21 protein-coding genes and 2 pseudogenes are annotated in these 25651 nt (G+C 47.5%); 14 read left to right on the top strand and 9 right to left on the bottom strand.

Going from position 1 to position 25651, the window contains the following annotated elements; genetic code table 11:
- Window positions 1–199: 199 nt before the first annotated feature.
- From ACIDITHRIX25_RS82925 to ACIDITHRIX25_RS82905, 5 genes are all read right to left on the bottom strand, one after another.
- Window positions 200–2482 (bottom strand): Stk1 family PASTA domain-containing Ser/Thr kinase, encoded by a 2283-nt coding sequence (locus tag ACIDITHRIX25_RS82925; protein WP_201731929.1) that lies wholly within the window; start codon window positions 2480–2482, stop codon window positions 200–202.
- A gap of 129 nt (window positions 2483–2611) precedes the next feature.
- Complete coding sequence (gene ligA, locus ACIDITHRIX25_RS82920; protein WP_201731928.1) at window positions 2612–4717, bottom strand: NAD-dependent DNA ligase LigA; 2106 nt, start codon at window positions 4715–4717, stop codon at window positions 2612–2614.
- 293 nt (window positions 4718–5010) lie between these two features.
- Window positions 5011–6042 carry a tRNA 2-thiouridine(34) synthase MnmA gene (gene mnmA, locus ACIDITHRIX25_RS82915; protein WP_201731927.1) on the bottom strand — a complete coding sequence of 344 codons (1032 nt, stop codon included), beginning with the start codon at window positions 6040–6042 and terminating at the stop codon, window positions 5011–5013.
- 186 nt (window positions 6043–6228) lie between these two features.
- Entirely contained in the window at window positions 6229–7083 is an 855-nt protein-coding gene (locus ACIDITHRIX25_RS82910) for a glycerophosphodiester phosphodiesterase family protein (protein WP_052606649.1), read from the bottom strand.
- A 106-nt stretch (window positions 7084–7189) separates the two neighbouring features.
- Window positions 7190–7834 carry a response regulator gene (locus ACIDITHRIX25_RS82905; protein ID WP_052606650.1) on the bottom strand — a complete coding sequence of 215 codons (645 nt, stop codon included), beginning with the start codon at window positions 7832–7834 and terminating at the stop codon, window positions 7190–7192.
- A gap of 587 nt (window positions 7835–8421) precedes the next feature.
- On the opposite strand from ACIDITHRIX25_RS82905, the gene ACIDITHRIX25_RS82900 reads away from it, so the two are divergent.
- Window positions 8422–9501, top strand: a complete 1080-nt coding sequence (locus ACIDITHRIX25_RS82900; protein WP_201731926.1) for a CHASE3 domain-containing protein — start codon at window positions 8422–8424, stop codon at window positions 9499–9501.
- The gene (locus ACIDITHRIX25_RS82895) at window positions 9411–10094 is read left to right on the top strand and encodes a hypothetical protein (RefSeq protein ID WP_201731925.1); all 684 of its coding nucleotides are present in this window, start codon (window positions 9411–9413) and stop codon (window positions 10092–10094) included. Before ACIDITHRIX25_RS82900 ends, ACIDITHRIX25_RS82895 begins: the two co-directional genes overlap by 91 nt.
- On the opposite strand, the gene ACIDITHRIX25_RS82890 is transcribed toward ACIDITHRIX25_RS82895, so the two are convergent.
- Window positions 10091–10795, bottom strand: a complete 705-nt coding sequence (locus ACIDITHRIX25_RS82890; protein WP_201731924.1) for a hypothetical protein — start codon at window positions 10793–10795, stop codon at window positions 10091–10093. The genes ACIDITHRIX25_RS82895 and ACIDITHRIX25_RS82890 overlap by 4 nt on opposite strands.
- Window positions 10796–11161: 366 nt before the next feature.
- Here ACIDITHRIX25_RS82890 and ACIDITHRIX25_RS82885 point away from each other — a divergent pair, with 366 nt between their 5' ends.
- The 3 genes from ACIDITHRIX25_RS82885 (at window position 11162) to ACIDITHRIX25_RS82875 (ending at window position 12626) form a co-directional block, all read left to right on the top strand.
- A complete protein-coding gene (locus ACIDITHRIX25_RS82885; protein WP_152626115.1) occupies window positions 11162–11557 on the top strand; it encodes a response regulator in 396 nt (131 codons plus the stop codon).
- A 221-nt stretch (window positions 11558–11778) separates the two neighbouring features.
- Window positions 11779–12327, top strand: coding sequence for an IS110 family transposase (locus ACIDITHRIX25_RS82880; protein WP_201731923.1), 549 nt, complete (start codon window positions 11779–11781; stop codon window positions 12325–12327).
- 83 nt (window positions 12328–12410) lie between these two features.
- Window positions 12411–12626: a transposase gene (locus tag ACIDITHRIX25_RS82875; RefSeq protein WP_201731922.1), complete on the top strand. Its 216-nt coding sequence runs from the start codon at window positions 12411–12413 to the stop codon at window positions 12624–12626.
- A gap of 752 nt (window positions 12627–13378) precedes the next feature.
- On the opposite strand, the gene ACIDITHRIX25_RS82870 is transcribed toward ACIDITHRIX25_RS82875, so the two are convergent.
- Window positions 13379–14356 carry an adenosine kinase gene (locus ACIDITHRIX25_RS82870; RefSeq protein ID WP_201731921.1) on the bottom strand — a complete coding sequence of 326 codons (978 nt, stop codon included), beginning with the start codon at window positions 14354–14356 and terminating at the stop codon, window positions 13379–13381.
- 821 nt (window positions 14357–15177) lie between these two features.
- Between ACIDITHRIX25_RS82870 and ACIDITHRIX25_RS82865 the strand changes: the two genes are divergently transcribed.
- From ACIDITHRIX25_RS82865 to ACIDITHRIX25_RS82830, 8 genes and pseudogenes are all read left to right on the top strand, one after another.
- Entirely contained in the window at window positions 15178–17724 is a 2547-nt protein-coding gene (locus ACIDITHRIX25_RS82865) for a M1 family metallopeptidase (RefSeq protein ID WP_052606658.1), read from the top strand.
- A gap of 406 nt (window positions 17725–18130) precedes the next feature.
- Window positions 18131–18721 (top strand): response regulator transcription factor, encoded by a 591-nt coding sequence (locus ACIDITHRIX25_RS82860; protein WP_052606659.1) that lies wholly within the window; start codon window positions 18131–18133, stop codon window positions 18719–18721.
- A gap of 33 nt (window positions 18722–18754) precedes the next feature.
- A pseudogene (locus ACIDITHRIX25_RS82855) lies at window positions 18755–19380 on the top strand (IS607 family transposase).
- 34 nt (window positions 19381–19414) lie between these two features.
- A complete protein-coding gene (locus tag ACIDITHRIX25_RS82850; RefSeq protein ID WP_201731920.1) occupies window positions 19415–20245 on the top strand; it encodes a hypothetical protein in 831 nt (276 codons plus the stop codon).
- The gene (locus tag ACIDITHRIX25_RS82845) at window positions 20229–20891 is read left to right on the top strand and encodes a zinc ribbon domain-containing protein (RefSeq protein ID WP_201731919.1); all 663 of its coding nucleotides are present in this window, start codon (window positions 20229–20231) and stop codon (window positions 20889–20891) included. Before ACIDITHRIX25_RS82850 ends, ACIDITHRIX25_RS82845 begins: the two co-directional genes overlap by 17 nt.
- Complete coding sequence (locus ACIDITHRIX25_RS82840; RefSeq protein ID WP_201731918.1) at window positions 20892–21077, top strand: hypothetical protein; 186 nt, start codon at window positions 20892–20894, stop codon at window positions 21075–21077.
- Window positions 21074–21220, top strand: a complete 147-nt coding sequence (locus ACIDITHRIX25_RS82835; RefSeq protein WP_082058655.1) for a winged helix-turn-helix domain-containing protein — start codon at window positions 21074–21076, stop codon at window positions 21218–21220. Before ACIDITHRIX25_RS82840 ends, ACIDITHRIX25_RS82835 begins: the two co-directional genes overlap by 4 nt.
- Before the next feature lie 49 nt (window positions 21221–21269).
- Window positions 21270–22619, top strand: coding sequence for a sensor histidine kinase (locus ACIDITHRIX25_RS82830; RefSeq protein WP_201731917.1), 1350 nt, complete (start codon window positions 21270–21272; stop codon window positions 22617–22619).
- Between the two features lie 205 nt (window positions 22620–22824).
- Here the strand turns inward: ACIDITHRIX25_RS82830 and ACIDITHRIX25_RS82825 are convergent.
- Window positions 22825–23291, bottom strand: a pseudogene (locus ACIDITHRIX25_RS82825) (SDR family oxidoreductase); the annotation flags it as partial.
- 234 nt (window positions 23292–23525) lie between these two features.
- On the opposite strand from ACIDITHRIX25_RS82825, the gene ACIDITHRIX25_RS82820 reads away from it, so the two are divergent.
- Complete coding sequence (locus ACIDITHRIX25_RS82820) at window positions 23526–24182, top strand: class I SAM-dependent methyltransferase (RefSeq protein WP_052605750.1); 657 nt, start codon at window positions 23526–23528, stop codon at window positions 24180–24182.
- Here the strand turns inward: ACIDITHRIX25_RS82820 and ACIDITHRIX25_RS82815 are convergent.
- On the bottom strand, window positions 24163–25182 hold the full coding sequence (locus tag ACIDITHRIX25_RS82815; RefSeq protein ID WP_201731915.1) for a prenyltransferase/squalene oxidase repeat-containing protein: 1020 nt from the start codon (window positions 25180–25182) through the stop codon (window positions 24163–24165). The two genes, ACIDITHRIX25_RS82820 and ACIDITHRIX25_RS82815, sit on opposite strands and share 20 nt — an antisense overlap.
- Window positions 25183–25651 lie beyond the last annotated feature (469 nt).

The following is a 25651-nucleotide window of genomic DNA, read 5'->3' as shown; positions in this document are numbered from 1 at the left end:
CTTTGCAATCTAACCCATCGCCAAGCTGATCAAAACAAGAAAGACCACCTAAATCCAAAGATCCAACTAAGCCATCACCAGCAACCAACGCGAATAGAGCATCTACAAAACGGCCCACTTCCAAAAGTGCGACCATAGACTCGGCAAATAGCCCCACTTTTTGTCTTCGTCGTTAGAAAGTTACGGTAACGGACTTAGTTCACATCTTGATTCCATAGATATCGACGGTTGACCCATAAAGCACCGAGGTGCTAGCCAGCGGATTCTGAAGAATTATAACGATACTTCCCTTGGGCGCATATACCGAACCAACGCTCAATCCGACGCCGGCTAGGGCTGCCTGAGCTTGCGAAAGTGTCATTCCTGTCAAATCAGGGACACTAACTAAGTGTGGACCCTGTGAGACCACAACCGAAAGCGTACTGCCCCTTGCGACGCTATTGCCCGCTGGAATATTCTGTGAAATTATTGAACCCGATGGGACCGAATTCGAATAGGCCACCTGGGATGTCAAGTTGAGACCCTGACTTCCAAGTGTCGACTTTGCCGCCGCAAGGCTTTGCCCAACCAAGTTCGGCACAATACGCGGCACCGGACCTTTTGAAATTACAAGTGCCACCTTAGAACCTTGTACGACCTTGGTTCCGGTAATAGATTGGGAGATAACATCACCCGTAGGGACGGTTTCAGAATATGAGCTAGAGGTGGTGTAGCTCAAATGGTTAGAGGTGAGTGTATCAATAGAACTCTGAAGCGGATCACCTACTACATTTGGAACTGCTACCAAAGGTGGCCCCAGCGAAATGGTGAGATTTACCTTGACACCTTTTACAACCAGAGACCCAGGCGATGGAAATTGAGATACCACGTCACCCTTTGGGATAGAGGGGTCATAAACCGAGGCAGAAGTAGATGCCACGCCGCCCGCTTTAGTAATACTGCCTTGAGCCACAGATGCAGCCTTGCCAATGACATTTGGAATGGAAAACTTTGCCGGAGAAGAGAGAGCGCTTATAGCTACGATTAGCACCGCCACAACAAGCGCGAGGATGCCAAGCAAAACAGCACTGCGCTTGAAAACCGAACGACGCTTTTGCGACGATCCCGTGGCATCACTTCCTTCACCCTTCGATTTCTTGAGCCTTTTCGATACCTTTACCCCGTCGGACTGAGAGTCCTCTCTAGGGCCTCTCGTTTCTTGGTTTGATTCAATTAAAGTTTGACCCGCTACAGCCCCGACTTGGCCAACGGTTAAGGTGCTATCCGCATCGGCTTGTAGCGCTTCAAACCAATGCAGTTCCCCTAGACCACTCTCACTATCAGAATGAGCCTTTTGGTCCACTGGAGCACTAGAAGTTTTCGCGCTTGTCCCACTCAAAGCTAGCGTGGTTTCTTCTGGAATTAGAAGGTGCTCATCTTGATCGAAAAACTCACCTTTAGCATTCGCTAACTCCACGGACCTCAAAAAATCGTTAGATGGACTCGGCGGCACAAATTTAGAATCCAAAACGCCATGTTCTGGGTTTAATGCCCCCTCAAGGTCAATTCCAACAGCGCTACTAGGCACAATGACAGGTGGTATACGCGAAACAGTAGTAGGCGGGTCAAAAGCATTCTTTGATGGCGTCCAAGACGTCAAATCAAGCGGATCTGGTATTGGAAGTTCTCTGGCGATAACCGCCAATCGCTCAACTACTGAAGCTGCAGATGGGCGATCCTTGACGCCCAAAGAACCCATCTCGCTGACGAGATTGCGTAATGGACCAAGCGAATCCGGAACGACGATACTTTCCTTGGTCCTTGCCATAACCGTAGCAAAGGTGGTATCCGACAAAAAAGGAAGTTCTCCTGTTATCGCTTCAATAATCACAAGAGCAAAAGAATAGATATCCCCCTCTTGAAAACATTGCTCTCCTCGAGCCTGCTCTGGAGAGGCATACCTCGCGGTTCCAATGACCACTCCAACTGGTTCAGTCCATGCAGCCTCAGCTAAGGCTCGAGCTATTCCAAAGTCGGCGACTCTTATTCTGCCTTCATCGTCAAAGAGCAGGTTTGAGGGTTTTATGTCACGATGAACATATCCCCGATTATGGGCATAAGCCAACGCTTGGGCAATCTCAAGCGAAATTCGAGCGGCTTGCGGGATTGAAAGTTGGACTCCCGAGTCCAAATAATCCCTAAGAGTGCCGCCACCTAAAAATTCAAAGACTAAAAAAGGAGCGCCATGCTCTTCGCCAGAGTCAAAGACCCTAACGATACTGGGATGATTCAAGGAAGCTGCTGCCTTGGCTTCAGCGTGAAATCGCTTTATAAAGGCAGCATCCGAGCTCAAACCTTCATGCAAAAGCTTAACGGCGACCCGGCGACCTAAGGTTAGGTCCTTAGCGGCGTAAACCACTCCTGACCCACCTTGGCCGACTAAATCGACCAGTACATACCTATCTAAAAGAACCGCACCAATGTGCTCACTTAGCCGCTTCAAACGCAACCATCTAGATCGATAACCTCTTGAAAAAAATTTGACACATAAAAGCCAATTCCTTGATGATTCTAGATGGAATTCACCAAAATAAGGGGGGATTTAGCGATAAGCAAAATATCTAAAGTTCTATTATAGGTCCCAAAGCAATTGTTCGCCATTAAGCAGCGCCACGAAGAAATCTTCATCTTTCACGGGTATATTCAGTTCACGTGCTTTGGAGACCTTAGATGCTCCCGGGTCAGCACCAACTATGAGAGCTGTGGTTTTTTTCGAGACGCTTGAGACCGCCTTACCGCCACCAAATTTTATTGCTTGTTCAGCCTCGTCCCGGCTAAAACCCCGTAAAGTTCCACTCACCACAAAGACACGATTGGCAAAAGGACCAGAGCTCGAGGAGGAGGTAGCTTGGTTCGATGGCCTCTGCGTTGACCTTGGTCGCACCCCCAGTTCAATCAATGAATCAAGGAGCCCCTGCTGTCGCGGATCATTAAAATAAGATTCAACTCCCGCGGCTATGGTGGGTCCAATTCCTTCAATCGTTGAAATCTCCGATGCCCTAGCCCCTCTCAGCTTCTCCAAGCTTCCAAAATAGTCAGCAAGGGCCTCACTGGCCACCTGGCCAACATGGCGAATTGTTAGCGAAACCAAGAACCTTGCAAGGGGCGGTTCCTTTGACTTTTCAATCGAATCTATAAGTGCACTTGCACTCTTTTCGCCAAATCGCTCCAGTGACAGAAGTTGCCCAGCTGTCAGACGATAGATATCAGATACATCTAGTAGAAGTCCTTGTCGATAAAGTCGCGAGATTATCGACTCCCCAAGGCCCTCGATATCCATCCCAGACCGAGAAGCAAAGTGCGTCATGCGAGCTACAGCCTGAGCTGGACAAAGATAATTCGTGCAGTAGCGATCCACCTCTGTCTCATAGCGAACGAGCTCACCCCCGCATTCCGGGCAAAGCTCTGGAAACTTCCAAGGAGAAGAACCTGCAGCTCTCTCGCTTAGAACCACTCCCAAGACCTCGGGTATGACGTCGCCAGCCTTGCGTACAATTACCGTATCACCTTCGCGCAGGTCCTTTAGTACGACCTGATCTTCGTTGTGCAAGGTTGCTAATCCTACCTCCGACCCTCCAACCACCACGGGCTGCAGTTGCGCAAAAGGGGTGGCGCGACCGGTCTTTCCAATCGAGACAAGGATGCGCTCCAATTTTGTATGGCGTTCCACTGGTGGGTACTTATAAGCGATAGCCCAACGAGGTGCCCTTGAAGTTGATCCAAGCAGTTCTCGATCCTCGATAGAATCGATCTTCAAGACTGCACCATCGATCTCGTAATCTATTGTTTCACGACCACTTGACCATCGAGTTATGAGTTGGGCAATCTCTTCTAAATCTTTAGCTCTAGTCGTATTGGGATTTGTAGGAAATCCAAGTTCTCTCAGATATCCAAGAGAATCGAAATGACTTTCAAAGTGGGCGTTCGATGAGTAAGCAATTTGGTAGGCAAAAAAACTCAAATTGCGGCTTCTGGTTACCCTGGGATCTTTGACTCTTAGGGAGCCCGCTGCGGCATTCCTTGGATTGGCAAAGACTTTGGGCTTCTCACTTGGCGAGAGAGATTCATCCGATCTAGCCTTTAGCGCCATCTCGTTATGGTGATCAAAAGAAGATAATGGCATGTAAATCTCACCACGCACTTCAAGATCTATATCATTCCTGTGGGGTCCAAGCGTCTTTGGGATTGCATCGATAGTCAAAACATTTGCAGTGACATCCTCCCCCATCGTCCCATCGCCCCGGGTCGCTGCTTTTACCAAGACACCTTGCCGATAGGAAAGTGCCATTGCTAGACCATCTATCTTCAACTCAAAGCAAAACTTCGGGCTCTTAGTTTCATCGACCTCTCGAAGTGTTTTGAGGGTTCTTTCTACCCAGCCACCGAGCTCCTCGATCGAAAAGACGTTGTCCAAACTTTGCATTGGAATCGCATGAGTAACCGATCTAAAGAGCTCGTGAGCCAGACCTGAAACTTTCGCAGTCGGAGAGGTATCGCTTCGAAGCAGCGGGAACCTCTCCTCTAGATCTCGAAGCTGAGAAAACGCTAGATCGTAGTCATAGTCCGAAACCATGCTGGTGTCTAAAACGTAGTAGGAAAGATCCCATTGGCGAATTTGAGACTCAAGACGCCTCATCAACAAAGACGCCTCGATCTCATCTGCGGCTTCGAAGTTCATTGCATCCACTCCCAGGTCCAAATAAAAATAGATCAACTATTAGATCATTATCTCAAAAAATCTGCATCCGAATCGAGCCAGATTGCCATAAAAACTCATTGCGCTTGACAAACCCACTTTGGAACTAACCCACTTTGGTTAGCCACTGGCAAATCCAATCCGATATCAGACTGCCAAATTGCCTAATTTCAAAAATCCCTATGGCAAAGTTGGTAGCAGTGGAAAAGTGGTGACAGAATTTGCCTCGGCGCACCCCAAAGAAGAGATAAAAAGAGAAATTTACTGACCCAGCCTCATCTCACAACCCCACTTCCCAACACCTCATCATCCCTATAAAAGGCGACGGTTTGACCGGGGGCGACCTTACGAATGGGTTCATCTAGCTCTACCCTATCAAGCCAAAAGGTGCCGCCTTTAACGTAACCGTGCGAAGAAGTCTGAATCATCACATGAGATCCCTCCTCGATTGGCCCTAGAGTCGTGGCAAGATCTCCAAAGTGAAGCATCGACGCGTAGGTATCATCAAGCGTCCCCATGACGATCTTTCGCTCGTCGTTACGCACCTCTATCACGTATCGACGTTTCGAGTCGCCCACGGTTCCCAATCCCCGCCGCTGCCCAATCGTCACTGTCTCAATAGCTTCAACCTTACCGAGTTCGCTCCCAGTATCTGAGTCGACAATTACACCTTCATGGACAGCTGTTCGCTTAGAGAGAAACTCAACTCTTGAAGTGGTGGAGGCAATAAAACAGACATCTTGGGAGTCAGGCTTACTAGCCGTGATAAGACCAGCATCCTTAGCAATCTCTCGAACCTGCTCTTTAGGAAAATCTCCAATCGGAAGAATCAATCGACCTAAGCGCTGTTGATTTAGCATAGAGATCACATAGGATTGATCCTTTTTCGGATCGATACCGCGCAAAAGATGAAATCCGTCTACTCGTTCCTCTACCCTTGCATAATGGCCAGTTGCCACCATATCGAATCCAAGACGTAGCGCTCGATCGATAAATAAGTCAAATTTAATCTTCCGGTTACACTCTATGCAAGGATTTGGAGTCAATCCACTTGAATAAGACTTAACGTAGTGGTCAACTACATTAGATTCAAACTCTTCTGTAAAATTAAAGACATGGTGGTCTATTCCAATTCGTCCAGCCACCATTCGAGCGTCTGCCACATCCGAGACAGAGCAACAACCCGAATCGCTAACTCCACCCCACAACTTCATTGTGGCGCCAACAACTTCATGTCCCGCATTTTTCATCATCAACGCAGCAACAGAAGAGTCAACCCCACCCGACATCGCTATCAGTACTCTCACTTGATTATTTCTTCCTGAAAAACGAGGCAAATTGCCAAAAACCTTGTTCTGCACAAGGTACCAAATATGATTCTGCCTAGTTCATGGGCCAACCATGAACAAAGAAAAACAGAAATTAAAAATGTCAATTCAATCGACTTCAACCCAAGCTAACTATTGCTCGCAATAGGATCAGCCGCCAAGAGATCACTTCCTTGGTATAACTTTGCTCACAACGCTCGGGCAATCCGAAATAATCCCATCCGCGCCTCTCTCGAGAAGAAGTTCTACCTCCGCAGGATCATTAATTGTCCAAACATGCACCGCCTTGTCCGCTGCATGTGCTGCATCGATGAATTCCTTGGTAGCAAGTTCAATCTCGCCGTAAAAGTGCGGAATCTGGAAAGCGACATAGGGCACCGCAAGTGCTACTGCAACTGCGCTTTTGAACGAATTCAAAAGCGCAAAATAAAACTCCGAAACTTCACCCGGCCCCGCCGATGTGGATATTTCAGAGTTATACTTTCGAACTGCAAAAAGAGAGGAATCCCTAAAGGAGGCAACCATGACTCGATCGATTGCTCCACCAGCAACGATCTCGTCGACTACCTGCGTCTCGTAGGGAAGCGAATTTGGAGAGGCTTGTTTTATGTCGACATTGATATAGACATCTTTGTATCGCTCCAGAATCTCCGAAAATAGAGCAATTCCGAATTCCGGATTCTCGGGCGCAAGACCTCTATAGACATAGTCTTTAGGTGGATGACCAACGCTATTTGCCTCCATTGAGTCGGGGACAAACCAGTAACTGTTATCTAGGGCTGAGAGCTCTTCCCAAGTTAGATCCGAGACTCGACCCTCCCCTGAAGAAGTTCTATCAACACTTTCATCGTGCATAACTATCAAAACGCCATCAGCGCTTCTGTGGATATCTAATTCCAGCCCAGTCATACCCAATTTTATTGCATTGTCCATTGCGTAAAAGGTCGAGGCCGGCGCCTCGAAAGCTCCACCTTGGTGAGCGTAGCCTATAACACGTTGTTCTAGCCACTTATTAGCCATCTTTGCCTTTGGTCTTGAAAGTTACACCGCTACCATGCTAGATCAAACTTGCAGATCCCAACTTCATCAAATAACCATTTCAACCAAACACCTTATTCAAAGCGGCCTAGTCGATTATTCCCTCTCTGCGTGCAGTAGAAACGGCCTCGAGCATCGAATGACACTCCAACTTGGAGATTATCCTTGCGATATGATTTCTAGCTGTATTTAAAGAGATATTCAAAGATCCAGCAATTTCCGCAGCCGAATTACCAGCATCTAACATGTGAAGGACTTCGATCTCTCTCTTGGTCAAATTATCACCAACACGCTGACGCCGCCCCGACAGGATACTCAAAACCTCAGTAGCCATCGAAGGCTCCATTACGGATCGCCCTCTCACGGAGTCGCGGATACCACGGATGACGTCGCTCAGGGGCATATCCTTAGTCAAGAATCCAGCAGCGCCATGCGAGACTGCAAATGCAGCGCTACGAGCATCTCTAACAGCAGTTAAAACGAGTATGGCCACTTCGCCATTCAGCAGCCTAAGGCGTTCAATAACATCCAGTCCTTCGTCTTCACCGAGGCGCATGTCCATAAGAACCACATCGCAATGATAACTTCTCAACATCGAGGCTGCCTCTGAGCCATCTTTAGCCACACCTACCACATTCATATCAGACTGTGCCGAAAGTGCCATCGACATAGTTTCAGCAAAGACCGTGTGGTCTTCTACGATCAATATCTGAATGGATTCACCTAGTATCAATAAAGGCCTCCGTAAACATAGCCCATCTGGTCATCGTCGATCGCTGTTTGCAAAATTGACGTCTGTGAAAAGTTTTTAGAGCAACCTGACAAAAACTCTGAGGAGAAGTCTTCGAATTTACTTCCTAATTTCAAAGACTATAAAGTCATCGTCAAATCACTTGATTAGGATAGGCTTTGAGCCCAAAATAAGAGTGCTGTAACGCCCGCCCCCAAAAAACCTAAAGTCACCAACAACATACGGCACCGCCAGTCGCACTCCCCGAAGCCGCGATACCATATTCAAATCGCACCCGATCAAACATATCCCTACAACTAATGGTGCTTTAGACTTGGAGTATAAAACCAATAACTGCATAAAAAGCCGAAAACTTCTGCGGAATAGTCAAAATGACTACAAAGGTTAAAGTTCGCGAGAGATAGTATCAAATTGACGACCTAAACAACACAACTATACACAAACATTGAAGGTCACATAAGAGATCTCTGTCAATTCGCACCTTGACTTAGCTCGAGACGACCGACATACAAATTAGGTCCATGCGAAACTCAATCGCCCACTCTTCATTACCCAAGGAAGTAACTTCGATGATCACCAAAGTTAGAATAAAACGATCACGACTTTCTTTTTCTGCGATATTTCTCCTTGCGGGACTCCTGCTGAGCGTAGCCGCATTAGTAAATGCAAGTGCAATCTTTGCCGCCGTCTCAAACGAAGCAAATGTCGCCAACTCATCGCTGAAGTTTTTCCATCCAGCTGAAAACGCCGAGGCTCAGCTTCTAATCGGATACTTAAACCAAGAGACTGGTTTGCGTGGCTATGTGCTTACTGGGGATACTTCATTTTTAGCCCCTTTTGTCTCGGGAACAAAACAGGTGACTGCAGCTTATAAGATCCTTGACTCGGCGCTTGGCCCCTATGGTCTTTTGGACAAACAATTGCATGCGGTTCAACTCGCTGGAACATCATGGGAAATCTCCGCTACGCTCCATGAAATTGTACCTTCTCTCGAAGAATCGGGATTAAAGTCAGCGATACAGGCCAGCCTTCAATCCGATCAAGCAACTTTTGATGCCCTAAGAAACAGAATTGCCACACTAAATTCATCGACTATCACAACAGAAGATACTCTGCGGAATGCTGCAACTGTTGCATTAGACGACCTCCGCACCACAGTTGCGGTAGCGGCAATCGTTTCACTGGTAATTATTCTTACCCTGGGAACGATGTTCTGGCTGATGATCATCACACCCATGCGAAAACTCCAGAGCGAAGCCGACACAGTGGCCAACGGTAACCTCTCAACCCCTGTATCACTTCATGGAGTACGAGAGATCGAGTCACTATCTAACTCAATCGAATCAATGCGCCAAGGGATTCTCAAGGAGCTCGACATTCAACGAAAAACAGCACTTCTCGACGCTCAATTTAGAGAGCGTCGCGAGGTAGCCGAAGCAATCCATGACAATCCACTTCAGCTCTTAGCTGCGGCGAAGCTACGTCTTCAAATGGGAGGATACGGCGTCGAACAATTATCTAGCGATCCCGTAGTCTCCTTGATTGATCGAGCGACAGAGTGGATGCGAAATATGATCGCCACTCTCTATCCCCTGGGCTTGCTCGATCCGACTTTGAGCAAGCAGTTAAAGAGCATATTTCGTCTCTAGAGCTTGGGACCGAATCGAGAATCAACGCCGTCGTCGAACTCTCCGAACTAAAAAATCGCGACTCTCACTCTGAGCCCACCTTGCTTTTGGGATTTAGGTGCGTCCAAGAGTTTGCATCCAACGCCCTAAAAGGATCGCGTGGAGGTCCAATTGACCTTTCAGTAGTTGCCTCTAAATCAGAAATGACTATTCATTCGGTAAATCAAGTTAGCGAACCTGATATAGCTAACTTGAAGAGTATGGCTCAACATCTAATTGGAAATGGACCGCGGCGCCATAGTCAAGCCGGCCACCTCGGCATACCGCTTTTGGTAGATTCGATCGAATCGATAGGAGGCCAGCTGTCGATGCAACTGATCTTCAAAACCGAAAAAGATCTCAGAAAGGAGACGCTCTTCGAAAGGCAGATACAGTGGAATATCGCCACGAAACATCCGATCGAAGAAGACAGAGATAACGCGCCAGAGATGACTCTCGTCGAAATAATAGAGTCAATGGGTGATCTAAAGGGAACGTTCATCTCCTTTAGGGCTACCATTCCACTGCTAGGCGATGGAACTCTCACAAATGTCGCTCCTGTACTTTCAAACTAGCTTCCATAAGTGTCCAAAATCAGCTCATGAGACTCTCTAAGATCCCATTTATCCACATTAGGAGAGACTCTAAATCGCTCATATGCCGCATCCGCGAGCGTCTTAGGGAGCGACCGCCTACAAATCTCGACGATCAGACTGTGGTGAAAGACAGGGTCACCGATAAGTTCTGCAAGCTTTTCTAGGTTAGAATCCGCAACAGAGTCAGGGACCGGACCAATTACAGCTTCATTCTCTCCGTTACTAATTATCTCCCATAAAGTATCTGGAACTTCATTTTTAGAATAACCGCTAAGCCATGAAACCTTGGGAGATACTTCCAGCAAAGAGAGCATCTCGTGTACCATCAACTCCAACGAGCGGCGCGGAATTTGACGAAAGTTCAAACAATCCAAGAAGCGCTCAAAGGGTAGGTTTGGAGCTTGTGCTATATCCCGAGCCAATATCGCATCAATCTCCAAGTTTTCAAGAAGCTTTGCGATTAATTTTTCACCTATAAAAGGGCTTAGAACCGTCCGAATCAGATTGGCTACGTCCACCGTAGCAGTTTCCCCATCCCAATCAACAACCACAGTATGGCTTGCCGTGGGAAGATCCGATTTACTTGGAGAGTGTCCATATACACATCGAAATAGTGGATACAGTACGACCTCTCGACAGTTGCCTCCCCAGATCTCCTTACAAAGCGCTCTTTCTACCATCGCTAAATCCATCTACGTCAAAACACCACGCAACTACTATGGCATCTAAAAAAATTATCTGTATGCTCTACCTGTTAATCGGTTTCTAAATGCAACTCCTTTAACCTTGATGGCCCACTAATCGTTTAGGACAATTTTTGCACTTGAATAATTTACGCTTTTGGTTCTCAAGAATTACATGCCTCCAGAAATTCACAAACAATCAGTCGCTCATTTGATTATCTAACACATATTGCATAGAAAGATTTAAATGAGATAGTAATATTTGACTACCATGCCGATAGCAGTAACGTCAGGCAGTTATGCCAATCGTCGACAATACTTGAATAGTCCAAATAGAGTTTTATCGTGAAGGCACTCCAACAAATGCGCATAGTAATTGCTGACGATTCCGACGAATATCGAGAGGCCCTCATCCATGCCATTTCGAACTATCCTCAATTGATTGTCGTTGGCGCCGCAAAGAATGGTGCTGAACTAATCGAGATGTGCGATAGCACCGCCCCTGACATTGCCATGACGGACATCCGCATGCCTATCATCGACGGTTTGAGTGCAATAAAAAAGATATCAAAAAACCACCCAAAGACCCTTTTAGTGGCATTTTCGACCGCGAATACTGCTCCGATCAAGCAGGAGGCGATAATGGCTGGCGCGCATATTTTCTTCTCAAAAGATCAAACCATGGTGGCACTCCAAGGAATCTATGAGAACTACAAAATCGAGATGAGCCAAAGACCAGAAGAAAAACAACCTGAATAAGTTCTTATGACGTTGGCAACACCGCTGAAGCATGTAATGCTAGCGATGAAGGCCCTCGGGAGTAGTCACCGTCCTTTCTTGCAGCCATGAGCGCGTTATAAGTTTGGTGGTGGACCGTTGAGAACCAAAGAATGTCGCTACGAGCACGTACTCCAGATTCCGCTTTACCTTGGCCTGATCCCTACAACCTCCACTAATAAACAATTAGTGCGGTTAGCACAATGGAACAGATTAGAGACAGAGTCGCTGGTCTTGATATCCACCGCGATACGGTGGTGACATACACTCGGATAGGTGATTCCACCGATATTGAGCTAACCAAGGTAACCACTCCAACGACACTCCGCAGGTCTGGTCCAATTGGCATCGTTCTTATCCGAGGCAGAACTAACAACGATAGCGATGGAGGCAACCGACATCTTCCCCAAGCCGGTGTACTACGCCTTGGAGGGATTGACTTGTGGCTCTGTAACGCCCAACGCACCAAGAACGTACCAGAACGAAAGACCGATCTCTCCGATGCTGAGTGGCTAGGCGATGTTGCAAGGCATGGGATGGTGAGACCTTCAATGGTGCCTCCATCTGAGATTCGTGCATTACGTGACTTGACCCGCTATCGCAAGAGCCAAGTCGACACACCTACCAAGGAGATTCAACGCCTAGGCAAGGTGTTCCAAGATGCTCAACATCAAGATCACCTCGGTAGCTTCAGCTATATGGAGCGCATCGTCGAGGGAGATCATCGAGGCACTTATCTCAGGAACACGTGACCCTGTGGTCCTAGCCCAGATGGCCAAGTCCGAGATGCGAAGTAAGATCTCACAGCTAGAAGAGGCACTAGCTGGAACCTTTGATGATCATCACGCTCTTTTGTGTCGGTAAGATCATCGCCCACATTGACTTCTGTGATAAGACCATCACAGAGCTAACCCAGGAGATCTGTGATGGTCTAGAGGATTTTAATCCAGCGGTGGCCATCTTGTGTTCTATACCCGGTACATCACAGACCACGGCCCAGGTGATCATCGCTGAAACAGGGGGTGACATGTCGAGGTTTCCAACTTCTTAGTCACCTGTGTGCATGGGCTGGGGTCGCACCGGCGAGTTATGAGTCAGCTGGTAAAGAAAAGGCCAGCTGGTACACGTCATGGTGTCCCATGGCTGAGACGAATCTTGATTGAGGCGGCTAGAGCAGCCGCACGTACGAAGGGCACATACTACTCAACCCAGCTATTTAACCCAGTATCTTCGTATCGCTAAACGCAGAGGAGCTAATAAAGCGCCAGTCGCTGTTGCCCACTCCATATTAGATACTTTTATGGCATCTACTCACCAATGGCACCTTGTATGTAGACCCAGGAGCCGACTACTTTGATCGTCGTTGTGACCCAGCTATCCAAGCTCAGAAACTAGCTAGCCGAATAGAAGCTCTAGGTTTTGAAGTTACCATGACCCAGGCAGTCGCCTGGAGCCAACACCGACACTAGCCGCCTTTAGAGCCTCATGGTTTCTCGTGGTATTTAGCGTCGAAGTGGCGAAGTAAAGAGGTTCGACCACCAAGACCTAAAACATCACACCCATGACCAATCTGGAAGCGGCATCTCTAGCTATAAGATGACTCACAACCACAGTACTCTAGTTTTGCGCGCTCTAAATTCGGGAATACAGTAAGCATTACACACCAGGAAGTATCCAAAAACTCCTCATAGCAAAGATCTATCCATGACCGCCAATACCTAATACAGATAGATCAAAATACCTCCGATCACTCTGTATCAGGTGCCAGCGCCTCTTTCCATGGTGACGAATTGACTGGGTTACCTAAAATGCCTTGGCTACCAAAGTACTCAATTCCACGAGCGGACGAGCGCCAAAGTGTGAGATTACCTCAGAAGCACAGATATTACCCATCCTTGCTCGTTCGTAAGAAGGGTACCCCTTTTCACGAGCAAACAAGTAGCCTGCAGCAAATAGATCGCCGGCTCCGGTGGTGTCCACTACTTCTATTTGGGCCGCTGGTACTACTATAGGTTCTTGATCGCGAGAGAATACAAAAGAACCTTTAGCACCAAGGGTGATCGCTCCTTCGCCAACATAAGCACCGACTTTCTCTACGGCACCTAATAGATCGTTCGAATCGCACAATTCAAGAAATTCATCTTCATTGCCAAATAAAATCGAGATTCCACCGCCTTTAATCAGCTCCCAGATCTGGGGCTTGCGTCTTTGGACTAAGGTTCGATCTGAAAGTGAAAATGCGTACTCTACCCCTGCTATTTCTTTCGAAAACATGGCCTCGATATTCTGGCCACCAGATGGTGAATCCAGAAGATAGCCCTCCACATAGCAGACAATTGCATCGTGGCCAAGGTCAATGTTGGGCACTGAATCCAAAACATGAATCGAGGCACCAAGGTGGGTTAGCATCGTCCTTTGCCCATCGGGAGTTACAATTACAATGCAATGGCCGGTATTGGAGGCGCCCAAGTCCAAGGAATTGTCGATAAATACAATCCCTACATCCTCTAGATCATCACGATAGTTATTAGCGAACTGATCATTTCCAAGGGCACCGACAAAATACGTTGCACCACCAAGACTCGAAACCCCAGCCAGGGTATTTGCCGCCGAGCCTCCAGAGGAAGCCTTCAGAACAGAAAGATGTGCCAAAACTTCCCTAGAAGTTGAATCATCGATCAAGGTCATCGAACCAGGATCTAACCCTAATTCCGAGATTAGTTCGACCTCTGCTTGAACGAAAAGATCAATAATCGCATGTCCTATGCCTACCACTGCCATTTTTTGAGCCTATGCCGTTTCTGAATCATATCCGAACCATTATTTCGGTCCCATAGATCTGCGTTTTGTAAGATTCCACCTTAGATGTCTCGGCAGCCAGATAGGACTAGAGCCAACAAATGAACGCAAGACCAAAGGAGACATCGTCGGAATGGAAAGCAACATTAAGAGATCGAACGACCTAGGCAACAACGCTAACGTCGTCGTTAGGGAGCCTCGTTCCCCATGATCACTGAAATCTCATCAATATCAAAAAAGAGAACGGCATCCGATCGACCGATAAAAGAGGTTCCACGAAAGAACAACTCTGCGCCTTCCATTTGGCGAACACCGATTCAATCGTTCGAGACTATTAAAAAGAGAAAAAGGGCTAACTTGCCCTCGAGAGACTAATAGTTTGACGACTACGGCCAAGCCCATTGCGAATACTGTTGACAAATCTAAAATGCGACCATCACACAAAGAAAGACCCAATCAAATCCCCTAAATCTCGTCGTTGGCGACAGCAATGTGCATATCAACCGTCTCTCAGATCAACCGTCTCTCAGATCAACCAAACTTAGAGGCCTCTGCTATTTTTCAAAAAAAATACAAAGACGCCATTCCCACAATCCCTTTAGCTAAATTCGCACCCCAAAGAGAACCGGAAATCAGATTGTAATCTATGTCACAGCCCACACCCCGTCTTCCAAAGGTTCCTGCATTTAAGGCAGATCCAGCTGAGGGGTAGACACTTTTAGAGGCGTTTGTGATGGTTCATGGCTGAAAAAGTTTTGTCCAGAGTGGGGCCAAAGTGAAAAAAATCTACTACGTTAGGGCAAGTGACAACCGAGAACTATCGCCTTTCAAAAACAATTCATCCGCTTCATTACAAACTCCATATCGCACCAAATCTCAAAGATGCAACTTTCAGAGGAAGCCTAGAGATAAAATGTGAAGCCGCTGAAGCATTTTCGTCAATTCGAATCAACGCTATCGAACTGGTAATAGAAACCGCCACTATTACAGATCCATCTGGCACGTACAACGCAAATATCACTTACGATACCGAAAACGAGATGGCCAATCTTGATTTGGAACAGGAATTACCCAGTGGTGCCTTCGCCATAGCAATGAACTTTACTGGCATCCTTAACGATCGCCTCGCTGGCTTTTATAAGAGTACCTATCGTAACGATGAAGACCAAATCGTTGAAATCGCCACGACTCAATTTGAAGCAACTGACGCACGTCGCGCATTCCCATGCTTTGACGAGCCTGAGATGAAAGCGATCTTTGAGATCTCCCTCGAAGTCGAGCCAGAACACATAGCGATTTCCAACGGTGCGGAGGTCTCTAGTGTTATGCTCGCTTCGGGGAAGAAGCTGGTAAATTTCGAGCCAACAATACCAATATCGAGCTATCTAGTAGCGTTTGTAGTTGGACCTCTAGAGGCGACCACGCCACGAGAGGTTCGTGGCATACCAATTCGAATCATTCACCGTCCAGGATGGTCTCATCTCACCACATTTGCAGTTGAAGCCGCCGCCCACGCCGTTGAATTCTTTTCGGACTTCTTCGGAATCGCCTATCCAGCATCAAAATTGGACCTCATAGCCATACCAGACTTTGCCTTCGGCGCTATGGAAAATATTGGAGCAGTCACCTTTCGAGAGTCGTTGCTAATAGTCGATAGTGCAAACGCTTCACAACCAGAAAAAGAGCGTATCGTAGATGTGATCTCACACGAGATAGCTCATATGTGGTTCGGGGATCTCGTTACGATGAAGTGGTGGAATGGCATCTGGCTGAACGAAGCCTTTGCGACCTATATGGAAACTCTCTGTACTGATCACTTTGATCCAGCTTGGAAAAAATGGAACACCTTCGGCATATACCGTTCGACGGCCCAGACTACTGATTCGTTACATGCAACACGACCGATAGAGTACCCAGTTGCGCATCCATCGGATTGTCAAGGTATGTTCGACATCTTAACCTATGAAAAAGGCGGAAGCGTCCTAAGAATGCTTGAACGCTATCTCGGAACCGAGCCAACCCGAGCCGGAGTTTCAAGCTATCTTCGCAAATATAGTTATGCCAATGCGGAAACCACCGATCTTTGGGATGCTCTCGAGGAGTCAACGCACGCGCCAGTAAGGTCTTTGATGGACTCATGGGTATTTCAGGGCGGATTTCCTCTCGTGACTCTCAAAAAGGAAGGAACCGACCTCATTGTCGAGCAGGAGCCGTTTTCCTTTATTCCCGGCAAGCCAGAAGGTTCAGCAATTGGAGAGATCTGGTCGGTACCGCTCACGTTCCGCAACCTAGATGATTCCGACGAACTAAACACATATCTACTCGATACTACAAGAGCTAAGATCGCCGACTCTTCAAGCGTGCCGACCATCATAAACGCTAAGGGCGACGGGTATTATCGTGTTGCTTATTCTCAAGAGTTGATCCAAGAAATCATTCCACAGATTCATAAACTGGAGGAGCTCGAGAGGTTTAATTTGATCTCGGACTCTTGGGCTCAAGTCGTCGCAGCCAAGATCGACTATCTTGGGTTCTTGGATGTGGCCAATGCTCTCGGCGGGCAGGGGCCCTTCCTCGAATCTCCCGTTTGGGCAGTCGTGGCACAAGGTCTCGAAGTCGCGTCAAAGGCACTTGGAAGTGAAAAAAGCGAATGGATAGGAGATATCGCAGGAGCATTATTTAGGCCTCTATTGCAGGTTTTGGGCTTCAACCCAGCCGACGACGAACCTGAAACAACTGGAGTCCTACGCTCTCAAATCATTTCGGTCCTAGGAACACTTGTCAAAGATCCAGAAGTTATTGAATTTGCCCAAAGCACCTTCAGGTCAGAGATGTCAGGCGAAGCCACAATGGAACCCTCGTTGGCCCAAAGCATCCTTCGAATCATTGCGGCCAATGGAGACGAAGCCGATTACGCCTTCGTCTTAGACAAATATCGACACCCAAGTGACCCAATCGAAGAACAGCGCTATCTTTCAGCTCTTTCAGAGTTCACCGAACTTCCCTTGATAGAGAGGACTTTGGGAATGTCTCTAAGCGAAATTAGAAGTCAGGACGCTCCCTTTACAATCTCTAAAATGCTCGCCGGCGCCACATCTGGGCCAATTGCATTCGACTTCGTGGCGAATAACTATGAAGCCCTTGCAAGCCGCTTTCCTGAAAGCACAATCTCAAGGATGATAGAAGGAATGGCCGTTCTCTATAGTCCAGAGATCTCAAATCGAGCAAATGAAGTCCGTAACTTTCTAGCTAACGTCCGGATCCCTGAGACTGGGAAAAAGCTACTTCAGATACGGGAGCGCTTCGAGGCCAACCTTGCTCTCTCGAATCGCCTTCGATCGCAACTATAGCGAAACCAACATGGCGGACCATAGTAACAGATCATCCAAAACAGCTCTTTTGAGGATTTGACCTGAAACCAAAGCCCTAATTTTACAGATAATCAATATGGGGTCTTGGGCTACAAAAATCAAGGTCATGATGTGTAAGGCAAACTCCCCAATGAAGCAATAAAACTCATTGGGGAGAAGCAGAGAATCGATACTTCCTGATCTGATATCTTTCGCTCTGGTGGTTTTTGGAAAACTCTCTATGAAGATCTAGATCCAAACAAGAGACTACTGTCTCTTGTTTGGATCTAAAAATCTCAAATAACTCAAATAGGAATCAAAATAGGTCGGGCTAAAAGAGCACTCTCTATTCAAAAGTTCATACGTTCCAACACGATTGACGCGCTCTCCTCTTAGGAATCAACTCATGGAAGAAACTACTACAATTTTGATCGTCGACGACGAATATCCACTTCGTCGACTTTTGAGGAGCTACTTCACCAAAGAAGGTTTCAATGTCGTCGAGGCCGGAGATTCCACAAGCGCTAGAGCGCTCTTTGATCAATACCAAATCAACATAGCTCTTATCGACGTTATGATGCCTGGCGCAGATGGATTTGCCCTAGTTAGAGAACTTAGAACAATAACAGATATACCGCTTATCTTAGTTACAGCAAAAGGAGAGGAATCTTCAAAGATCACTGGCCTTGAAATTGGAGCGGATGACTATGTCACCAAACCTTTTTCGGCGCCTGAAGTCGTAGCAAGAGTGCGAGCCCATCTTCGGCGCTTCAATGGAACATTTCACGATTTCGAAGTTGGCGCACCAACCATAACAATGGCAAAATTGTCGATTAACCCCAATTCCCGGCGAACCACAGTTGACGATTCTGAGATCGACCTCTCAAAGCGCGAATTCGACCTACTCTACAAACTCGCCTCCTCGCCAGGAAAGGTCTTCACCAGAGAAGCGCTACTTTTGGCAGCATGGGGCTCGCTACTGCTACTCTCCAGCTGAGCACTCTTGAACGAAGTTTACTATAATGCCTATATGACGAGGTTAGTGCCTATTGGGGTGCCAGCACAGGAGCTTGGGGTACACCCCGTGACGCTACGGTGATGACAAGCAGAAGGACGTATCGATCCTCCTATACGCACACAAGGAGGCAGAAGGCGTTATGACCTATCTAAGCTTCGTGCTATTACTCTCATAAAGCTCCATCCACCAGAGCTACCATCGCCTATGCCCGCGTGTCAACCAACGCTCAAAAAGACGACTTGGTTCGCCAGGTGGCTCTCCTAGAGAGCTATTGCGCCGCAAACGGGTGGAGCTATGAGGTCATCTCCGATGTAGGGTCAGGACTCAACTACCATAAGCGTGGACTAAAAGTGCTTATCTCTTGGATTTGCTCCGGCGAGGTAGATCGGCTGGTGCTCAGTCACAAGGACAGACTGCTTCGTTTTGGGTCAGAGCTTGTTTTGTCTCTTTGTGAGCATTTTGGAGTCGAAGTAATCATTATCAACGCTAGCGAGGATTCAACCTTTGAAGAAGATCTGACAAACGATGTCATTGAAATCGTAACCGTCTTCTCGGGCTGGCTATATGGATCGCGTAACCATAAAAACAAAAAGGTTATGGAACGGCTTCAAGAGGTGGCCAAAGAGGTAACTCCATGATCCGATGTCCGAGCCTCACTCTATGGTTAGCATTATGAAGCGCACGGTACGTCTAGCCACGTTGCCACTGAACAAGAACAAGTATGACGAGACGCGCTCTGTGATTGGGCACTATAGCGACGCAAAGCGCGTCTTCGTAGCTCATCTGCGCCAGACTAGCCTATGGAGGCTGCTTGATAGAAGCAAAAGCTTTCGTGACTATGCAAAGGCACAGGGCTTATACCCAGAGGGCATCAACGTCCATTTGGTAGACCAAGCTGCCTTTGACGCCGTGGATACCTGTATTCGCCACATCGAGTCCTGCTTTGTAAGAGCTAACGTCAAGGCAAGGGTGTGGAGACGCTTCACAGACGAAGATGAGAGGCATTATGCCTATGCTTGTCTAACGAGATACTCGGCTATTGGCCAAATCATGGGTGGCGGCGTGCCAGAGATCTCCACTGTGACTACCTCCCCCGAAACGGGTGCAAAGATAGCCTCGTACTTACATCGCGTCATTCGAGATGCACTCGATGGTAGCTGGCCAACCGTTATCAAGTCTCACTCGATGTCTTTGGACTCTACCTTGTATTCAGTGGTCGACAACGACACAGCTAAAGGCAAGACCAGACGCTATGTCAAAGTTGTCAGCTCAACTCGCAACAAACGCATCTCGCTACCCCTGTCTGGCATTTCTCGTGTGTCGGGGAATGTCAGGGTCGTACTTGATGAAGAGAACAAGCGGGCCTTCATTCACGTTAGCTACGACGTTGCAGCTCTAGCCAAGGCCACCGGCCCCGCTGTATCGCTCGACTGGGGAATCACCGAGGTCTGCACTGATGACTCGGGAGTTCATCATGGCGACGAGTATGGCCGAGCTCTATAGTTCCATGACTAAGCGCAGGCATAAGACCGCCAAGGCAAGGAACAAACTTCACGCTCTATCAAAGAGAGGTGCTGGCTCCAGAAGAACCAAGCACATCTCACGAAATAACCTAGGGACCAAGAAACAAAAAGCTCGACTCAGGCGTGCAAAGGCACAACTACAGACAATTTCGGGCGCTGCAATCAAAGAAGTGGTCTACGGAGAGGGCAATCGCACCAGAGCTAATGGACGAGCTCCCCAACATCCATCACAACGGCCAAAAGAAATCATCACCGAAGATCTGTCTCACCTAGGGGGTAAGGCTAAGTCTAAGAAGATATCTCGACTCTGCTCATCGTGGGCAAGGGACGAGAACCAAGAACGCATTATGGTACATGCGCATGTCGGAGGTTCCGGCATTAAAACGGTCAACGCGGCCTACACCAGCCAAACATCTCCTAATCCAACGTGTGGGTATGTCTCTTTCGACAACCGAAGCGGGGATGTGTTTCACTGTCGTAACCCTTATTGGGATTGCAATTGGCAGGGCGATGCAGATCACGTAGCCTCCATGAACATCAAATCAAGGATCCAAGATCACCAGATCGACCGGTTCACTCCCTACACGGAAGTGAGAAAGATTCTTGACGCGAGGTTCCTACGCTAAATGGAAAGCCGGAACATCCTCGAAGATGCCAAGGATAGCGCTCACGGCAGGACTCCAACGATACCACGACAACGCGAGTTGGACGTGGGAGGTGTGCAACCACCGACTCGCCCTAGTTCTGCCCCCGTGGATGGGGCAGAACACGCAAAGGCGTCTGGAGAGCGAAAACAAAAGAGGTGCATATGAATGTATATGTATTTCGGAGCGGAACTACCTTCATCACGGAAAAAACCATCGATGTGTATGTCGCCTCTCTCAGGAAGAAACTAAATGGAGCCGCGAACATCACATCACTGCGAGGCGTTGGTTACCGACTTGATGAGAGATGAACCCAAGATACTGAGATTCGATTCGATAAAGTAATCCAAAGGAGCAGCTTTGCCCAAATATAAAGTAAAGTCAATTAGGTCCAGAGTGTTGGCAGTACTCTTTTTAACTGGCGCAATTGGCATCATTGGAAGCTTCATCTTGGCAATGCAACTCGAACGAAGCGACCAACGCCTCTACCTAAAGAACGCGGCTCGCTCAATCTCACGATCGGTATATGAACTTGCCACTAACGGCTTGAACTCTCACGCATTCAATGAAATTTATCGGGCCTCACCCGGATTTGATTTCTCAATCTACCGAGATGGAGTTCGATTATTTGCAACCCCTGGATCAATGAATTATGGTTCAAGGGTCTCTTTCGCCAGAATAGGACCCTCTTTAGACGTCACAGTCATCGCGCCAAAGTCAAACCCTACACCCCTATCGGTTGAAATAACCACAGTGTCAGCGATAGTAATCGTTGGAGTACTCATTGGCGCATTCTGGGTCACCTCTATTATCGAAAGAGCGATAGGTGGATCAGTCAAAGAGACATCAAGAGTTGCCCAAAGAATTGAATCTGGGGACCTGTCCGCGCGCCTTCAAAACACCCTGCCGTCTGAGTTCGACGCCTTAGTAAGTGCCTTCGATCAAATGGCAAAATCACTAGAGCGCTCCGACCAAGAACAGCGTCGATTTCTTTCGGACCTAGCCCACGAAATTGCGACTCCTATCAATGCTGCTACAGGTTTGGCCATAGCAATTGCCGATAAAACCATATCAGAACCAAAAGAACAGACTGAAGCCATCGAGCTAATTACCGACGAGGTAAAGAGGATACATTTTTTACTAGAAGACCTACGCTCCTTAGATCATTTGGAGGTGACGAAAGCGGCAACCCAGACGCACTTCAATTCGATTGAACTCTCGCATAATCTAAAAGGGCGGTTCCAAAATCGCGCTAAAGAAAAAGAAATTTCGCTTGAGATATCCTATCAACCGCGTGAGATTGCCCAGGACAAACGATTAATCGAGATGATAATCGACAACTTCACCAGCAATGCAATCAGATATTCAACCACTAAAAAAGCTGTAGTAATCGAGGGGAAGCGCGCCTCGCAAAACGAATACTCGATCTCGGTAACAGATAATGGAATCGGAATCAAGAAAGAGAATATCCATAAAATATTTGATCGTCTCTACCGAATAGACAACGCAAGAGATCGCGCCAGTGGTGGTTCCGGACTTGGCCTCTCTATAGCCAGGCAAGCTGCCCTCAACATAGGTGGGCGTATCGATGTTGAATCAAGATATCAAGTTGGCTCCAAGTTCACCTTGACTTTTCCAATCACAATCAACGAGCCAGAGCTAGATCACCAGAGTAAACCAGAAAAACTCTCCGCCAATCAAAAGAGATAGTCGTTCGACCAGTTGCGAACCCATATTGAATCACCTCAAAGGTGACCCTAAACTTGACATACAAAAGCGAAAAACAGATTCCTAAAAGGGATGTACCGGAGAGACCCTTTTAGGAATCTATTTAGGAATCTGCCGTTCAAATAGCCCATAAAACCAAAATCGCGCGCACGACTTGACGCTAAAAAAGATCGGAAGGAGGTGGTCTTTAAAGGCTTGGCCATCCCCCATCTGAGGGTACAATTGCACCATTTACATTCGTAGCATCATCGCTCAGCAAAAAGGTAATCAAGGCAGCAAACTGCGTCGCTTGCGCAATCGGAGGCATCGCAGCCATTGCATTAGCGATGCGGGATTGACCAAGCTCAGATGCGAACGAAGCCTCTATGTTCGTCGCAACCGGCCCAGGTGCGACCGCGTTGAAACGAAGACCCGATGGCCAATACATAAAAGCGCAACTACGGGTCAGGCCAACTACAGCGTGTTTTGAGGCGGTATAGGCAAGGCCAGCGGCAAACCCTCGCAGACCAGCCTCTGATGGGATATTAACTATCGATCCGGCGCCGGCGCCGAGCATGTGAGCGCAATCACGGCGCGGGTCAGGCGGAACATGCCATCAACATTGACAGCAAACACCCGCTCCCACACTTCATCAGTGACCTCATGCAAAGGGTTGCAACCCTAGAAGGTTGTCTAATTTGAACCATCAGATAGTCAGTGATGACTCCAATTTGATGGACATGGATCCCTAGAGTCGCACTGGCGGCCAAAGACGCCAAGAAGGTCAAACCAATTTCGATTCCAAGAATAAGCAACAAGGCAATTATTCATTCTCAAAACACCGAAGCACAGCGGTCCTTATATATTTACATACAGCATAAAAACTTACTCCGCACTAAAAGGAGCCAAATGAAGTATCGATTGAGCCTTCCCGCCGAACTTTTAGATCTTGCTCTATGGGTAAAAGGCTTTATGCCAACTTCAGAGGGTGAGGCACTGTGCTACTGGGCTAGCAAGGCGTTAGCATCGCCAAACAGCCTAGGAATCGAGATTGGGACCTATTGTGGCCTATCGACCATCTATCTTGGGTACGCGGCTTCACTATCTAAGTCCTTAGTGGTTACAATCGATCACCATAAAGGGTCCATTGAAAATGGCCCGGATTGGGAGAGCCACGACTGGACTTTAGTGGATCCAGTCTCGAACGATCTAGACACCCTTGGAAGATTTCGGGCCGCGATGCGAGTAACTAACCTAAATAAATATGTAATGGCAGTTTTGGGGGATTCGCGCAACGCCGCCAAATTTATAAAGCACCCTGTGGACTTTATCTTTCTAGACGGAGGGCACGACGAAAAAACCCAATGGAGTGACTTTCAAAGTTATTCACCTCTGTTGGGACTAGGTGGCACGTTGGCAATCCATGATGTATTCCCTGACCCAAAGGATGGGGGAAGACCACCATTTGAGATCTTTCAACATGCCTTAGAGAGCGCTACCTACCAAGAGATCTCGTCCGAGGGATCGCTTAGAATCCTGAAAAAGATCATCGATGATGGCGCCTGAGCCAACGCTCTATAAAGAATTCTCCTAGGCTTCCAAAGATACCGCTAGATATGACATCGTTTGCGATTATCACCGCTGCCGCGGTATATGTGGACCTCTCTTCATGAGGATAACTAGCTTGACTAGGATACACCAGTCCGGTTAAGTAGGAGCCATCCTCGCCTCTGAAACGATTTGTTGTCCAGAAAATCTCCGTTGCCGCCTCATTCATTCCGCTGAGTGAAAATGCGATCGAGGCCTCGGCGGTCTCGGCAGCCGTAAACCAATCTCGCCCAGAGATGCATCTAACTCCTGAGCCAGACACGAAAAATCGACCGATTTCACGATGAGGGCCGAGCCCTAAGCCTTGGCCTCCAAATCGCGGAATATTTGCCAAGTAGGGATAGTACCAATCCATCGCCCAGGATGATTTGTCTGCCACGACACGTGAGTCGCTCGAATATATAAAATCACCAAGACTCTCGTGAGCACGTTTCCACTCAGGCTTTTCGATATCGACTATTCCTGCCAAAAAACTTCCTGCCTCGAGAGAGTTGAGAATCGAACAACTGCCAGCCAAAAGCGACTTGGGATGACATAGCCCCTCAGGAGTAATCATCATCGGGAAACTTCCATCATCACGTTGGTACATGACGACATAGTCAAGTGCACGCTCAACGAATGGAAAGTACCGCTCTACATCGAGGTTTTCAATGCACGAATGTAGCGCAAGTAACCCCAGGGCACAGTAGCTGATCACATTTGGATCGCGATTTGGCTCCTTTACGCCATTGGTTAGGTAATAGTGGCAAAAGGAGCCATCACGATTTTGGAGTGAAAAAAGTGAGTCAACACCCTTTATTGCACTTTCATCAAAACCCGCCATGCCTAGGGCGATCACAGCTTCAATATGATTCCACGGATCGATATGACCCCCGGAATACCAAGGGATTAAACCGTTACGAAGTTGAACTTCACTTATCCATTTCGCAGTAGTTTTGATTTCTAGATCTGTAAGCATTATTAAATAAAATAGTCTAGTAGAAATACGAAAAACCTACCAGATGCCTTCGGAACGACTCTATACACCAGTCAATAGATACAAGGTTTTAGAGACGATTTCTAAACAAAGAGCGAAAGACACCAAAGGTGGAAGGGGAAGGGAGCGACCTAAAAGCCCTAGATTGGGAGAGATTTGCTACCAAACCCTGAGAATACAGCCATGAATCGCTGAACATAAAGCAGCAACTTCTTTGAACTTTCGGCACCTGCCCGCTCTAGAGGTTCTCGCATCTATATTCACCTAAATCTTTGCCTGGCATCTTTGAAAATTTATTGCACAGCTCCAGCGAACCTCAACCCAAATAGAGTTGACGCAAAACCAGACGCTGCTAATAGTAAAGCGTCGACGTCCATGCAATCTTATGGACAAAGAATCCTAGCAAAGCTATGGGCATTCATCGAAATCGAAGTTTTTGATGAGGCGATAC

The sequence above is a fragment of the Acidithrix sp. C25 genome (genome assembly GCF_904848545.2).
Note: the sequence above shows the minus strand (reverse complement) of the source record. Positions and strands in the feature narration are given on the sequence as shown.